General features: G+C 71.9%; 6 protein-coding genes. 5 read left to right on the forward strand and 1 reads right to left on the reverse strand.

Features of this window, described 5'->3' with window-relative positions:
* The first annotated feature begins 284 nt into the window (after positions 1-284).
* From M8330_RS04485 to M8330_RS04505, 5 genes are all read left to right on the forward strand, one after another.
* Positions 285-2954, forward strand: a complete 2670-nt coding sequence (locus M8330_RS04485) for an FtsK/SpoIIIE family DNA translocase (RefSeq protein ID WP_250826363.1) — start codon at positions 285-287, stop codon at positions 2952-2954.
* Positions 2951-5119, forward strand: a complete 2169-nt coding sequence (locus M8330_RS22325; protein ID WP_250826364.1) for a helix-turn-helix domain-containing protein — start codon at positions 2951-2953, stop codon at positions 5117-5119. Before M8330_RS04485 ends, M8330_RS22325 begins: the two co-directional genes overlap by 4 nt.
* Before the next feature lie 205 nt (positions 5120-5324).
* The gene (rimO, locus tag M8330_RS04495) at positions 5325-6701 is read left to right on the forward strand and encodes a 30S ribosomal protein S12 methylthiotransferase RimO (protein WP_250826397.1); all 1377 of its coding nucleotides are present in this window, start codon (positions 5325-5327) and stop codon (positions 6699-6701) included.
* On the forward strand, positions 6702-7319 hold the full coding sequence (gene pgsA, locus M8330_RS04500) for a CDP-diacylglycerol--glycerol-3-phosphate 3-phosphatidyltransferase (protein WP_250056952.1): 618 nt from the start codon (positions 6702-6704) through the stop codon (positions 7317-7319). It abuts the gene before it with no gap.
* A 265-nt stretch (positions 7320-7584) separates the two neighbouring features.
* Positions 7585-14511: an ExeM/NucH family extracellular endonuclease gene (locus M8330_RS04505; RefSeq protein WP_250826365.1), complete on the forward strand. Its 6927-nt coding sequence runs from the start codon at positions 7585-7587 to the stop codon at positions 14509-14511.
* A gap of 117 nt (positions 14512-14628) precedes the next feature.
* Here M8330_RS04505 and M8330_RS04510 read toward each other — a convergent pair whose 3' ends face one another.
* Positions 14629-16401, reverse strand: a complete 1773-nt coding sequence (locus tag M8330_RS04510; RefSeq protein WP_250826366.1) for a glycoside hydrolase family 15 protein — start codon at positions 16399-16401, stop codon at positions 14629-14631.
* Between the last annotated feature and the right edge of the window lie 80 nt (positions 16402-16481).

Raw genomic sequence — 16481 nt, forward strand, 5'->3', positions numbered from 1 at the left:
GGTGGGACGCCTGTTAATCCCTGGGACGGCAGTGACTCTCACCTAGTGTGCTCACCATGGCGACCCGTACGTCTTCCCCGCCGGGGTCGCGGAGCACGAGCACGACATCGTCCGGTTCTTCCCCGGCCGGACGCAGCGGCTCGAGCACCCGATCCCGGAGTACGACCACCAGCACCGCCCGGTCCACGTCGACCGGACGGCGCCCGGCGTCCTCCAAGGCCACCTCGAAGACCCCCTCCAAGAGCACCAAGAAGTCGACGAGCAGCCGGCCCGAGCCCCGCGCCGTGCGTAGCGGGCAGGGGCCGGTCTCCCGGTTCTTCGGGCTGGTCTTCCGCGGCCTGCGCGCCGTGTGGCTGGGCATCGCCCACACGCTGGGCGCGGCCGCCCGCGGCATCGGCCGCAGCGCCCGCGACCTGGAGCCGGAGCACCGCCGTGACGGCGGCGGCCTGGCGCTGCTCGCGCTCGCGCTGGTGACGGCGGCGGCGGTCTGGTTCCAGATCTCCAGCCCGGTCACCGACGTGGTGCGCGTGGCGGTCGAGGGCAGCGTCGGCAAGATCGGCTGGCTCGTGCCGCTGGCCCTGGTGTGGGCCGGCTGGCGCCTCATGCGCGACCCGGTCGGCAACGGCCCGGTGGGCCGTCAGGTGATCGGCTGGGCCGCGCTCGCGTTCGGCGTGCTCGGCATCGTGCACCTCGCCAACGGGGACCCGCAGCCGGTCGCCGGCGACGTGACCCCGCTGCGCGAGGGCGGGGGAGCGGTCGGCTACGTCGTCGCCTCCCTGCTCATGGACCTGCTGCGCACCGGCTTCCTGGTCGTGCCGCTGCTGGTCCTGCTCTCCTTCTTCGGCGTCCTGGTTATCACCGCGACGCCCGTCTACCAGGTGCCGCTGAAGCTGGCCGACGCCCGCGACCGGATGCTCGGCCGCACCCCGGAGGCCCAGGCCGAGCTCGCCGCGCGCCGCGGCGAGATCGACCCCGAGATGGGTTCGCCCGCCTACGACTCCCCGCTGGTCGACACGCGCAGCGGGAAGCGCGTGCACGACACCACCGGCGAGGACACCGGTCCGATGCCCGCGGTCGGCGCCACGGCCGCGCGCGAGAAGGACGCCCTCGACGTCGCCATGGAGCAGACCGAGGGCGGCCGCGGCCGCACCCTGTTCCGCCGGGGCCGCAAGAAGACCGGCGAGGACGAGGCGGGTCTCGACATCCTCGACGGCCAGGAGCCCGCGGACGACGGGGCGCAGACCGAGCACATGAGCGCGGTCGACCCCTACGGCGAGTACGCCGAGCACGACGACGCGGACCAGCCGCAGGGCACGCGCGGCTCGGACGACGGCTACGGCCGCGCCGACGACAACCACACCTCGCCCGACGCGGCCGAGGCGCTGGCGGTCGTCGCCGGCGAGGAGCCGCTGCCCGGCAAGGGCCTCGAGGCCCCGCAGCACGCCCAGCTGCCGCCGCGCGTGGAGCAGCTGGAGATCTCCGGCGACATCGCCTACAGCCTCCCGGCCAGCGACCTGCTGAAGGCCGGCTCGCCGCACAAGCCGAAGTCGAAGGCGTCCGACGACGTCGTCGCGCGACTGACCCAGGTGCTGGAGGAGTTCGGCATCGACGCGGCCGTCACCGGCTACACCCGCGGCCCGACGGTCACGCGGTACGAGGTCGAGCTCGGCGCCGGCGTGAAGGTCGAGAAGATCACCGGCATCCAGAAGAACATCGCCTACGCGGTGGCCTCGGCCGACGTCCGCATCCTCTCGCCCATCCCCGGCAAGTCCGCGGTCGGCGTGGAGATCCCCAACACCGACAAGGAGGTCGTCACCCTCGGTGACGTCCTGCGCTCGACCAAGGCGCGCAGCGACCACCACCCGATGGTGACCGGCCTCGGCAAGGACGTGGAGGGCGGCTTCGTCGTCGCCAACCTGGCCAAGATGCCCCACCTGCTCGTCGCCGGCGCCACCGGATCGGGCAAGTCGTCGTTCATCAACTCGATGATCACCTCGATCCTCATGCGCTCCACGCCGGACGAGGTGCGGATGATCATGGTCGACCCCAAGCGGGTCGAGCTGAACGCCTACGAGGGCGTCCCGCACCTGATCACCCCGATCATCACCAACCCGAAGAAGGCCGCCGAGGCGCTGGCCTGGGTCGTGCGCGAGATGGACCTGCGCTACGACGACCTGGCCAACTTCGGGTTCCGGCACGTGGACGACTTCAACAAGGCCGTCCGGGCGGGCAAGGTCGAGCTGCCGCTGGGCAGCGAGCGCACGCTCGAGCCGTACCCGTACCTGCTGGTCATCGTCGACGAGCTCGCGGACCTGATGATGGTCGCCCCGCGCGACGTCGAGGACGCGGTCGTCCGCATCACCCAGCTGGCCCGTGCCGCCGGCATCCACCTGGTGCTCGCCACACAGCGTCCCTCTGTCGACGTCGTCACCGGCCTGATCAAGGCCAACGTGCCCAGCCGACTGGCGTTCGCCACCTCGAGCCTGGGTGACTCCCGCGTCATCCTCGACCAGCCGGGTGCGGAGAAGCTGGTCGGTCAGGGTGACGGCCTGTTCCTGCCGATGGGCGCCTCCAAGCCCGTCCGCGTGCAGGGCTCGTGGGTCTCGGAGTCCGAGGTCCGCGAGGTCGTGCAGTTCGTCAAGACCCAGCTCGAGCCGAGCTACCGCGAGGACGTCACCGCCCCGGCGGCGTCCAAGAAGGAGCTCGACGACGACATCGGCGACGACCTCGACCTGGTGATCCAGGCCATCGAGCTGATCGTCTCCACGCAGTTCGGTTCCACGTCGATGCTGCAGCGCAAGCTGCGCGTCGGCTTCGCCAAGGCCGGCCGCCTCATGGACATCCTGGAGTCCCGTGGCGTGGTCGGTCCCAGTGAGGGCTCCAAGGCGCGCGACGTCCTGGTCAAGCCCGACGAGGTGGACGGCGTCATCGCGACCCTGCAGGGGGAGATGTGAACGAGCACGAGCAGAACCTGACCACGAGCGGCACCGACACCCTCGAGCGGGACGCCGGCACCCCGGCGAGCCCCGTGGTGGAGCTGCGTCGCAACACCCGGCTCTCGGCCGTCGTCCTCGCCCTCGCGGCGCTGCTGACCCTCGGCTACCTCGTGCGGGTGCTCTCCGGGCCCAGCGCGCTCGACCTGGCCGTGCTGCTCGTCGTGCTGGTCGTCGCCGGCCTGCACGTGGCGACGCTGGTCGACTCCCGCGCGCCGCTGCTGGTGGCCGACGGGCTCGGCGTCCGCGTGCGTGAGCGGCGGACGTGGCGGGGCTACCCGTGGCAGGACCTCGCCGGTGTCGAGGTGCTGCCGCGCCGGTCGTGGTGGAAGGACGGCTCGCTCGACGTGCTGCCCGCCCACGGCGACCCGATCGCCCTGCGCCTGGGCGCCGCCACCCGCGTGGCCGGGCTCCACGCGCGGCACCGCGACCTGGTCGACGCCCTCTCCGAGCTGGCCGAGGGCCGTTGCGACGTGGCCGAGATCGACGGCTACGAGTACGTCGACGCGGACGAGTGGGCCGCGGGGCAGGCCTCGCACCAGCCGACCCGGCCGGTGCAGCAGCCCGTGCCCGCCGGCGCGCAGGAGCAGGCGCGGACGCAGCCCGCGGACGCGGTCGTGGCCGCCGTCCCGGTGGTCGTCGCGGAGACCGCTGCGGCGCGACGCGCCGACGAGCCGGTCCTCGCCGAGCCCGTGGACCAGGACACCGAGCGGGACACCGAGCGGGACACCGAGCAGGACGTCGAGCACGACGTCGAGCACGACGTCGTGCACGACGACGTGCAGCACGACGAGCTCGCCCCGGAGCCGCAGGACGTCGACGACGAGCCCACGCCGGTCGTGGACGAGCCGGTCGAGCACGAGCCCGCCGCGGTCGCGGAGACCCTCGAGGCCTCGCCGGTGGAGCCGTCCTCCGACGAGGCGACCAGCCGGGGCTGGGACCCGCTCAGCGACCCGTTCCCCCACGACGAGCCGCGTGCCTCGGCCGACGCCGGCCTGCCGCGCTCGCGCAACCCCTTCACCGACGCCGTGCACCGCATGAGCGGCCTGCTGCCATCCCTCTCGCTGTTCCGCCGCGAGGGCCAGGACGCGGGTGCGACCGAGATGGGCGACCTGCCGTCGGCGACGCCCGAGGCGACCCGCCCGGTCATCGCCGGCGTGCGGGTCGACGGCCCCCGCACCGGCGCCCAGGTCGGCTCCGACGGCGGCAGCCCGCTGACCGTCTTCGGCGCGAACGCCCTGCGCCTGGACCCGGCCGAGACCGAGGACGGGGACGGCGCCCGCCGGCTGCCCGAGGCACGCGAGCTGCGACGCCCCGGCTCGGTGGACCTGGTGGAGGAGACCACCACCTGGGGAGACCGGGTGCGGCCGATCGCCCGGGCCGGCCACCCCGTCGACCCGATCGCGTGGGCGGACTCCGACGAGCCCGCCGACGAGCCCGTCGTCGGGCCGGAGCTGGCCGCGGCCCGCACCCGCCTGGGGCTCAGCGTCGACCAGCTCGCCGACCGCACCCGCGTCCGCCCGCACGTCATCGAGGCCATGGAGGTCGACGACTTCGGCCCCTGCGGCGGCGACTTCTACGCCCGAGGCCACCTGCGCACCCTGGCCCGGGTGCTCGGCACCGACCCCGCACCGCTGGTCGCGCTCTACGACGAGCACTACGCCGACGCGCCGGTCTCGGCGCAGCGCGTGCTCGGCGTGGACCCCGCCGTCCGGCACCCGCGGCTCGGTCGCGGCGGCAGCCCCCGCTGGTCGGTGCTCGTGGCGGCCGTGATGGCGCTGGTTCTCGCGTGGAGCATCGCCCGGCTCGTCGTGGACGGCGGCTCGCCGGCCGTCGAGGACGTGCCGACGCTCAGCACCTCGTCGGCCGCCGGCACCGGTGCCCGGACGACGGTCGAGCTGACCGCGGCCGGCGGTGGCGCCCGGGTCGTGGTGCGCGACGGCGCCAACGAGCTGGTCTTCCGCGGCACCCTGGCGTTCGGCGAGGTCGAGACGCTCGACTGGGTCTCCCAGCCGGTGCGCATCCGCACCAGCGACGGCTCGCTCGAGGTCAGCGTCGGTGGCGTCGCCCAGGGCGCAATGGGCCGCACGGGCCACGCGGCCGAGGACACCTACACCGCCGACTGACGCCGGTGCCAGGCCCTGTCACGGGAGCCGCCACCTGCGGCTCCACCAGCACGCGCCACGACGGCCGAGGGTTCGCCCCGGCCGTCGTGGCGCGTCATACTCGGTGATCGAGATGACGACTACCCAGCCAGCCCCGGACCAGACTCCCGCCGAGACCACCGCCGTGGACGCGGAGGCGGGGGAGCGGCCCCTCCTCTCCGTCGCGATGGTCACCCTCGGGTGCGCCCGCAACGAGGTCGACTCCGAGGAGCTGGCCGGACGCCTGGAGGCCGGTGGCTTCCGGCTCGTCACCGACGCCGCCGAGGCCGACACGGTGGTCGTGAACACCTGCGGGTTCGTCGAGTCCGCGAAGAAGGACTCGGTCGACACCCTCCTCGAGGCCGCCGACCTCAAGACCACCAACGGTGGCCGCGCCCAGGCGGTCGTGGCGGTGGGCTGCATGGCCGAGCGCTACGGCAAGGACCTGGCCGAGTCGCTGCCCGAGGCCGACGCGGTGCTCGGCTTCGACGACTACCCGGTGATCGCCGACCGGCTGCGCTCCATCATGGCGGGCGAGGCGCACACCTCCCACGTGCCGGCCGACCGCCGCACGCTGCTGCCGATCAGCCCGGTCGAGCGGGCGCTGTCGACCGCCCCCGTCCCGGGTCACGCCTCCGGCCCCGCGTCCCTGCGTCGCCGCCTGGACGACGGGCCCACCGCCTCCCTCAAGCTCGCCTCCGGCTGCGACCGTCGGTGCAGCTTCTGCGCCATCCCCTCCTTCCGCGGCTCGTTCGTCTCCCGTCGCCCCACCGACGTGCTGGACGAGGCCCGCTGGCTCGCCGAGCAGGGTGTCAAGGAGCTGTTCCTGGTCAGCGAGAACTCCACCTCCTACGGCAAGGACCTCGGCGACATCCGGCTCCTGGAGACCCTCCTGCCCGAGCTGGCGGCCGTCGACGGGATCGAGCGCGTCCGGGTGAGCTACCTCCAGCCCGCCGAGACGCGGCCGGGGCTGGTCCAGGCGATCGCGCAGACGCCCGGCGTCGTCCCGTACTTCGACCTGTCCTTCCAGCACGCCTCGGCGTCCGTGCTGCGCCGCATGCGCCGCTTCGGCGACCCGGAGAGCTTCCTGGGCCTGCTCGAGCAGGTCCGGTCGCTGGCCCCCACCGCCGGCGTGCGCTCGAACGCGATCGTGGGCTTCCCGGGGGAGACCGAGGAGGACCTGCAGACGCTGTGCGACTTCCTCGTCGCCGCGCGGATGGACGTCACCGGCGTCTTCGGCTACTCCGACGAGGACGGCACCGAGGCCGCCGGGTACGAGGACAAGCTGGACGAGGACGAGGTGCGCGCCCGCACCGAGCACGTCTCCCAGCTGGTCGAGCAGCTCAACGCCGAGCGCGCCGAGGAGCGCGTGGGCGAGGTCGTCGAGGTGCTGGTCGAGGACGTCGAGTCGGACCCCGAGGGGGCCGTCGGCCGCGCAGCCTTCCAGGGCCCGGAGGTGGACGGGACGACCCTGCTGCTCGGCTCCTCGGCCGAGGTCGGCATGATCGTGCGCGCCGAGGTCGTCGGGACCGACGGCGTCGACCTGATCGCCGAGGAGGTCTGAGTGACCGACAGCGCCGCCACCGAGGCACCGAAGCCCTCGAACTGGAACCTCCCCAACGCCCTGACGACCCTGCGGATCGTCCTGGTGCCGTTCTTCGGCTGGGCCCTGCTCTACGACGGGGGTGAGTCCGCGACGTCGCGGATCATCGCCTGGGTGATCTTCGCGGTCGCGATGATCACCGACAAGATCGACGGTGACCTGGCCCGGGCCCGGAACCTGGTCACCGACTTCGGCAAGATCGCCGACCCGATCGCGGACAAGGCGATGACCGGGATGGCGCTGATCGCTCTCTCGATCGTGGGGGACATCTGGTGGTGGGTCACCATCGTCGTCCTCCTGCGCGAGTGGAGCGTGACGCTGCTGCGGCTCTCGGTGCTGCGCAAGGTCGTGATCGCCGCCAAGGACCTGGGCAAGCTCAAGACGACGGTGCAGGCGCTGGCCCTCGGAGGCCTCACGCTGCCGTGGCTGGACTCGGACGTGCCGGCGAGCCTGGAACTGCCGTTCCAGGTGGTCTTCTACGTGTTCCAGGCGTGCCTGGCCGTGGCGGTCGGGCTCACGCTCTGGTCCGGCTTCGAGTTCTACAAGGAGCTGTGGAAGCAGCGCGACCAGCTGCGCTGAGGCGCGCAGGGCCCCTGACCTGGGGTTCTGCTGTGAGATTCCGGTGGACGCGGGGGTCGTGGACCCCCGCGTTCCGCTGTTCCGGACCGCCCGTGTAAGGTCCGCGCCCCTGCGCGCGAGCGATCCAGACCTGTGTAACAACGAGCCGTCCCGTTTCGTTACGCAGCGTTCACCAGAACGCCTGTTTCACGGCATGTGCTCCTGGTTAGGGTGAGGCGCTTCTCAGCATCTGTTGAACTCATTCTCACTTTCGGGAGATTTTTTCATGCCCTCAGCGCGCAAGCGTGTTGCCGGGCTGCTGAGCGTCTCGGTCATGGCGGCGGGCTTGAGCCCGTTGGTCCTGACCGGGGTCGCGCAGGCAGCCACGGACGGCAGCGGCCTCGTGATCAGCGAGGTGTACGGAGGCGGCGGTAACTCCGGCGCCACGTGGACGAACGACTTCATCGAGCTGTACAACCCGACGGACGCGGCCATCTCGGTCGACGGCATGTCGGTCCAGTACCGCTCCTCCGGTGGCAACTCCGGTGGTACCACCGACCTGAGCGGCAGTGTCGCTCCCGGTGCGACCTTCCTGATCCAGGAGGCGGCCGGCAACGGCGGCACCGACGCCCTGCCGACGCCCGACGCCGAGGGGACGCTCGGCATGAGCGGCTCCAGCGGCACCGTCTCCCTCGTGGACGGCACCGAGGTGGTGGACCCGCGGGTCGACGCCAGCGCGGTGGTCGACCTCGTGGGCTACGGCTCGGCGTCCATCGTCGAGACCGCGGCTGCGCCCGGTCTGTCCAGCACCACGTCCGCCTCCCGTGCGGCCGCGGGCACGGACACCGACGACAACAGTGCTGACTTCACCGCCGGTGCGCCGTCCCCGACGAACAGCGCCGGCGAGACCGAGGCGCCCGCCCCGGACCCGGTCGACCCGGTCGACCCGGACGCGGTGAGCATCGCCGAGATCCAGGGCACCGACGCGGCGGCGTCCCCGCTCGACGGGGACACCGTGACCACCGAGGGTGTCGTCACGGCCGTCTACGAGACCGGCGGCCTCAACGCCTTCGTCATCCAGACCGGCGGCACGGGTGCCGGCGCCGACGCGACGCCCGGCGCCTCCGACGCCGTCTACGTCTACGGCCCCGACACCTTCCCGGCCGTCGGCGACTCCGTCGCCGTCACCGCCACGGTGGACGAGTACAACTCGCTGACCGAGCTGGTCGACCCGTCGTGGGAGGCGCTCGAGACCGCCCTCGACCCGGTCACCCCGCTCGAGACCACCTGGTTCGAGACCGAGGAGGAGCGTGAGGCGCACGAGTCGGAGCTCATCCTCCCGACCGGCGACTTCACCGTCTCCAACACCTACTCGACCAACGGCTACGGCACCATCGGACTCGCCTCGGGCGACACCCCGCTGATCCAGCCGACCGAGGTCGAGGACGCGCAGACCGGCGACGTCGCCGGCATCGAGGCCGACAACGACGCTCGCGCCCTGGTGCTGGACGACGGCTCCAGCGCCAACTACCTGGGTTCGGCCGAGGACACGCCGATGGCGTGGCTGACCACCGACAACCCGATCCGGGTCGGCGCGGCCGCCACCTTCGAGTCCCCGGTGATCGTCGACTACCGCTACGGCGCGTGGACGGTCCAGCCGACCGCGCAGGTCACCGACGACGGCAGCGACGTGGTCTCCTTCGAGAACACCCGCCTCGACGAGGCCGCCCCGGCCGAGGTCGGCGGCGCGCTCACGCTCTCGTCCTTCAACGTCCTCAACTACTTCACCTACACCGGTGAGGACAACGTCGCCGACGGCGGCACGTGCGACTTCTACGTCGACCGTGAGGACAACCCGATCGGCGCCGGCTACTGCGACACCGCCGACGGCGGCGACGGCCCCCGTGGTGCCGCGACCGACGCCAGCCTGGCCCGCCAGGAGGTGAAGATCGTCAAGGCGATCAACACCCTGGACGCCGACATCGTCTCCCTCGAGGAGATCGAGAACTCGGTGAAGTTCGGCTTCGACCGCGACGCCGCGCTCTCCACCCTGGTCGACGCCCTCAACGCGGACGCCGGCGAGACCAAGTGGGCCTTCGTCCCGTCCCCGGACGCGGCGGACCTGCCCGACCTGGCCGACCAGGACGTCATCCGCACGGCGTTCATCTACCAGCCGGCCGCGGTCGAGACCGTCGGCGCCTCCTCGGTGCTGACCGGCGACGCCGCGTTCGACAACGCCCGTGAGCCGCTGGCCCAGGGCTTCAAGCTGGTCGGCGACGACGACGCGAACGCGTTCGGCGTCATCGTCAACCACCTCAAGTCCAAGGGCTCGGGCACCGACGACGGCACCGGGCAGGGCAACGCCAACCCCGACCGCGTCGCGCAGGCCACCTCGCTGAGCACCTTCGCCGACGACTTCGCCGCCGACCTCGGTGGCTCGGGCGCGGTGTTCCTCACCGGTGACTTCAACTCGTACACGATGGAGGACCCCATGCAGGTCCTCTACGACGACGGGTACACCGACCTGGCCCCCGAGGGGGAGTACTCCTACTCGTACTCCGGCCTGTCCGGCAGCCTCGACCACGTCCTGGCCAACGAGGCCGGCGCCGCCATGGTCACCGGCTCCGACATCTGGAACATCAACTCCGGCGAGTCCGTCGGCTTCGAGTACAGCCGCTACAACTACAACGCGACGCTGCTGTACCAGGAGAACAAGTTCCGCGCCTCCGACCACGACCCGGTCGTCGTGGGCGTCAGCCCCGACCAGGAGGTCGTCGGCGACGTCGACATCAACCTGCTGAACATCAACGACTTCCACGGTCGGATCAGCGAGGACACCCCGGCGTTCGCCACCGCCATCGAGCAGCTGCGCGAGGCCGAGGACAACACCCTGTTCCTCTCCGCCGGTGACAACATCGGTGCCTCGCTGTTCGCCTCCTCCATCCAGGACGACCAGCCCACGATCGACGTGCTCAACGCGCTCGGTCTGGACTCCTCGGCCGTGGGCAACCACGAGTTCGACAAGGGCGTGGACGACCTCACTGGTCGTGTCTCCGACGCCGCCGGCTGGGACTACCTGGCCGCCAACGTCTACGACACCGACGGCGACCCCATCCTCCCCGAGTACGACACCTTCGAGGTCGACGGCGTGACCGTCGGCGTGATCGGCGTCGTGACCGAGGAGACCCCGTCCCTCGTCTCGCCCGCCGGCGTCGCCGACCTCACCTTCGGTGACCCCGTCGAGGCCGTGAACCGCGTCGCCGCGGAGCTCTCCGACGGCGACGAGTCCAACGGCGAGGCCGACGTCATCGTCGCCGAGTACCACGAGGGCGCCTCCGCCGGCACGCCGGACGACGCCACCCTCGAGGACGAGATCACCGCCGGCGGCGCGTTCGCCGACATCGTGGAGAACACCGCGGCCTCGGTCGACGTGATCTTCACCGGCCACACCCACAAGCAGTACGCGTGGGACGGCCCGATCCCCGGCGAGTCCGGCACCCGCCCGGTCCTCCAGACCGGCTCCTACGGCGAGAACATCGGCCAGGTCGTGCTGACCGTCGACCCCGCCACCGGCGACGTCGTCTCCTACACCCAGCAGAACGTCTCCACCGAGGGCGTCGAGGCCGACACCAGCTACCCGCGGGTGGCCGAGGTCTCCGACATCGTCGACGCGGCGCTGGCCTACGCCGACGAGATCGGCCAGGAGCCGATCGGCACCATCACCGGTGACGTCACCACCGCCTTCACCGACGGCAGCTACGTCGACGGCGAGTACACCGGCGGCACCCGCGACGACCGTTCCTCGGAGTCCACCCTCGGCGACATGGTCGCCGAGGCGCTCCTGGACGGCGTCTCCGACCTCGAGGACGGTGCGGACCTCGGTCTGACCAACCCCGGTGGTCTGCGCGCCGAGCTGTACTACGACGGCGAGGAGGGCTCGGAGACGAACACCGACGGTGTCGTCACCTACGCCGAGGCCAACGCGGTGCTGCCCTTCGGCAACACCGTGACCCTGGTGGACCTCACCGGTGCCCAGCTGCTGGCCGTGCTCGAGGAGCAGTGGCAGCGCAACGACGAGGGCGAGATCCCCTCGCGTCCGTACCTGCAGCTGGGTCTCTCCGAGAACGTGGCCGTCACGGCCGACCCGACCGCCCCCGAGGGCGAGCGGATCACCTCCGTGACCATCGACGGCGAGCCGGTGGACGAGAGCGCGACCTACACGGTCTCCACGCTCAACTTCCTCGCGGCCGGCGGTGACAACTTCCGCACCCTCGCCGAGGGCGACGCGGTCGACACCGGTCTGCTCGACGTGGCGCTCTTCCGCGACTACCTGGCCGCCGAGACCCGGTCGCCGGACTTCGCCCGCCAGCAGGTCTTCTCCGAGGACCTGCCGACGGAGCTGGCCGCGGGCGAGGCCACCTCGTTCACGCTGGGCATGGGTACCAGCGAGGCGCCGGTCTACCCGATCAACGACAAGTCGCTGGACCTGCGCTCGCAGGGCAGCCCGCTCAACACCTCCGCCTCCGTGGGCCTGTACCGCGACGGCGCCCTGGTGCGCGACCTGGGTGACGTCACCGTCACCGACGGTCTCGCCACGGTCGACGTCACCGTGCCGGCGCTGGCGAAGGTGGGCGACACCCTCGAGGTCGTCGCCGACGAGTCCGGCACCACCGTGTCGGTCCCCGTCACCTCCGCGGTCACGGACGTCGACAGCCTCCTGCTGCTGAACATCAACGACTTCCACGGTCGGATCAGCGAGGACACCCCGGCGTTCGCCACCACGATCGAGGAGCTCCGCGCGGAGCAGGGCGAGGACAGCACGCTGTTCCTCTCCGCCGGTGACAACATCGGTGCCTCGCTGTTCGCCTCCTCCATCCAGGACGACCAGCCCACGATCGACGTGCTCAACGCGCTGGGGCTCGCCTCGTCCGCGGTGGGCAACCACGAGTTCGACAAGGGCGTGGACGACCTCACCGGTCGTGTCTCCGACGCTGCCGGCTGGGACTACCTGGCCGCCAACGTCTACGACGCCGACGGCGAGCCGATCCTCCCTGAGTACGACACCTTCGAGGTCGACGGCGTGACCGTCGGCGTGATCGGTGCCGTGACCGAGGAGACCCCGTCCCTCGTCTCCCCGGCCGGTGTCGAGGGCCTCACCTTCGGTGACCCGGTCGAGGCCGTGAACCGCGTCGCCGCGGAGCTCTCGGACGGCGACGAGTCCAACGGCGAGGCCGACGTCATCGTGGCCGAATACCACGAGGGCGCGACCGACGGCACCCCGGACGGTGCCAGCCTGGAGGACGAGATCGCCGCCGGCGGCGCGTTCGCCGACATCGTGGAGAACACGGCGGCCTCGGTCGACGTGATCTTCACCGGCCACACCCACAAGCAGTACGCGTGGGAGGGTCCGATCCCTGGTGAGGAGGGCACCCGCCCGATCCTCCAGACCGGCTCGTACGGCGAGAACATCGGCGCCGTCACGCTCCAGCTGGACACCGAGACCGGTGACGTCATCGACTTCACCCAGGAGAACGTGTCCACCGGCGACACCGAGGTGGACGCCAGCTACCCCCGGGTGGCCGAGGTCGTCTCGATCGTCGACGCCGCGCTGGCCTACGCCGACGAGGTCGGCTCCCAGCCGGTCGGCACCATCACCGACGACTTCACCACCGCCTTCAAGAGCGGCTCGATCGTCGACGGTGAGTTCTCGGTCCCGGCCGACGACCGCACCACGTTGCGTGACGACCGCTCCCGCGAGTCGACCCTGGGCACCCTGGTCGCCGACTCGCTGCTCGACGCCGTGTCCGGCTACTTCGACGGTGAGGGCGCCGACTTCGGTGTCACCAACTCGGGTGGTCTGCGTGCCGAGCTGTACTACGACGGCGAGGAGGGCTCGGAGACGAACACCGACGGTGTCGTCACCTACGCCGAGGCCAACCAGGTGCTGCCCTTCGGCAACGAGGTCAGCATCGTGGCCCTCACCGGTGCACAGGTGAAGGAGCTGCTGGAGCAGCAGTGGCAGCCGTCCGGCGTCAGCCGGCCGTACCTGCAGCTGGGTCTCTCGGAGAACGTGTCGGTCACCGCCGACCCGACCGCCGAGGCCGGCAGCCGCATCACCTCGGTGATGATCGACGGCGAGCCGCTGGACATGGGCGCGACCTACCAGGTCTCCACGCTCAACTTCCTCGCGGCCGGCGGCGACAACTTCACCGCCCTCGCCGAGTCCGACGACGTGGTCAACACCGGCATCCAGGACGCCGCGGCCTTCCGCGACTACCTGTCCGCCGAGACCCGCTCCCCGGACTTCGCCCGCCAGCAGGTCTTCTCCGACGACCTGCCGACGGCGCTGCCCGTGGGCTCGACCTCGTCCTTCACGCTCGGCATGGGCACGACGGACGAGGCGCCGACCGCGAGCAAGACCCTGGACCTCACCTCGCTCTCCAGCCCGGTGAACACCGAGGTCGTCGCCACGCTCGGCGAGACCGAGCTCGGCACCTTCACCGTGACCGACGGCATCGCCGACATCGACGTGGACGTCCCCGCGGACGCCGCGGTCGGCGACTACGTCACCTTCACCGCGGCGCCCTCGGGCACCACGGTGACGGTCCCGGTCGGCGAGGCCACCTCGGTCGCCTCCACGACCACCGCCACGGTGGTCAACGCCAAGAAGGCGCTCGTCAACGGCAACCGCAAGGTCCTGGTCAAGGCCAAGGTCCGGGCCGAGGGCACCACGCCCACCGGCACGGTGACCCTCTCGGTCGACGGCCAGGTCGTCGACACCGCCGAGCTCAACGACAACGGCGGCGCCTACCTGCAGGCCGGCCCGTTCTACACGACCGGCAAGCAGAAGCTCGTGGTCACCTACCAGGGCTCCGACGAGGTCGACGCCTCCTCCGCGACCACCTCGGTGTTCGTGAAGAAGGCCAAGGCCGGTCTCAGCACGCTGAAGTTCCCGGCCAAGGCCACCCGGGGCACGACCCACGTGTCCTGGATCGTCACGGTCCGCGCCCTCGGCGCGGGCACCGTGCCGGACGGCCGCGTCGTCGTCCGCACGGGCGGCGAGCGCTACGTCGGGCGCCTCACGTCGGGCCAGGCCCTCATCACCACCGACCCCTACCGGGGCCTGGGCGTGAAGAAGGTCGTCATCCGCTACACCGGCAGCGACGCGGTGCACGCCCGCAAGGTCGTGCGCCAGGTGCGCGTCACCCGCTGACGCCACCGGCACCGGTGAGAGACCGGTGACCCGCTGAACGACGAGCCCCTCCGAGCCACCAGGCTCGGAGGGGCTTCGTCGTCAGGTCACCCGCGCCGACGGGCGTGTGACGTCGGCTCAGCCGGCGTCCGCCAGCCTGACGGCGGCCTGCACGAGAGCCAGGTGGCTGAAGGCCTGGGGGAAGTTGCCGAGCATGCGGCCCCGGCCGACGTCGTACTCCTCGGAGAGCAGGCCCACGTCGTTGACGAGCCCCACCAGGCGCTCCATCAGCGCCTCAGCGTCCTCGCGCCGTCCGGCCCCGGCCAGGGCGGCGACCAGCCAGAACGAGCACGCCAGGAACGGGTGCTCGTCGCCCTCCACGCCGTCGACGCCGCTGGCGGTGCGGTAGCGCAGCACCAGGCCGTCGCGCAGGAGGTCCTCCTCGATGGCCGCGATCGTGCCGAGCACGCGCGGGTCGTCGGGCGGCAGCAGGCCGAGGGAGGGCAGCACGAGCAGCGCGGCGTCGACCTCTTCGGTGTCGTAGTGCTGGCGGAAGCTGTTGCGCTCGGTGCTGAAGCCGCGGCTCAGCACCTCGTCCCGCACCTCGTCGCGCACCCGGCGCCAGTCCTCCACCGCGCCCTCGAGGTCGTGCTCCTCGACGGCGCGCACGGCGCTGTCGAGAGCCGCCCACACCATCGCCTTGGAGTGGACGAAGTGGCGCGGCTCGCCGCGGACCTCCCAGATGCCGCAATCGGGCTCGTCCCAGTGCGTGACGAGCTCGTCGACCAACGCCCGCTGCAGCGCCCAGGCGTTCGCGTCGTCCTCGCCGGTGGCGCGGCGGACCTTCTCCAGTGCCTGCATGACCTCGCCGAGCACGTCGTGCTGGAGCTGGGAGACGGCGCCGTTGCCCACGCGCACCGGCAGGGAGCCCTCGTAGCCGGGCAGGTGGTCGAGCACGCTCTCGGGCAGCCGCCGGCTCCCGTCCACGCCGTACATGATCTGCAGGTCGGCCGGGTCGCCGGCCACCGTGCGCAGCAGCCAGCCTCGCCAGAGCTCGGCCTCGTCGGTGTACCCGGCGTCCACCAGCGCCTCGAGGGTCAGGGCGGCGTCGCGCAGCCAGCAGTAGCGGTAGTCCCAGTTGCGCCCGCCGCCGATCTCCTCGGGCAGGGAGGTGGTGGGCGCGGCCACGATGCCGCCGGTCTCGGCGTGCGTCATGAGTCGCAGGGTGAGCAGGGAGCGCCGCACGACCGCCTGGTGGGGGAGGTCGTCGCGGCACAGCGCCGCCCACGCCTCGTCCTCCTCGATCGTGCGGCGCACCCGGTCGTCGTGGTGACCGAGGGAGTAGGGCTCCAGGTGGCTCGGGAGCCACGTGAGGGAGTAGGTCTGCGACTCGCCGGCGGCCAGCGTGAAGGAGTCGCAGTGCCGGTGGTCGGAGGCCACGGGCAGGCGGGGGCCGCGCAGCACCAGCTGGTCCGGACCCGCGACGGCGGTGATCACCTCCTCGCCGTCCACCTCCTGGCGTCGGACCCACGGGGTCGCGGCCCCGTAGTCCATGCGCAGCCGCAGCTCATGGCGCATCTCGACGCTGCCCTCGACCCCGTCCAGCCGCCGCACCACGTCGGCGCGACCGTCACCGCGCGGCATGAGGTCCGTCAGCGTGACCGTGCCGGACTCGGTGGTGAAGGTGGTCTCCAGGACGGCGGAGGCGCCGACGTAGCGCCGGCTGACAGTGTGCTCCTCGGCCGGCACGAGCTGCCAGAACCCGTGCTCGTCGGTGCCGACCAGCGCGGCCAGGCAGGCGGGGGAGTCGAACCGGGGGAGGCACAACCAGTCGATGGAGCCGTTCTGACCGACGAGGGCGGCGGTGCGGCGGTCACCGATGAGGGCGTAGTGCTCGATGGGCAGGGCCATGCCCTCCAACCTAGGAGGGCCCGACCCACCCCTTCGGCGCCGTCGTCGCTGCTCAGCGGCCAGGTGTGGGCAGGCGTGCA

It is taken from the genome of Nocardioides bruguierae (assembly GCF_023656415.1).
In the GTDB taxonomy this organism is placed as follows: domain Bacteria; phylum Actinomycetota; class Actinomycetes; order Propionibacteriales; family Nocardioidaceae; genus Nocardioides; species Nocardioides bruguierae.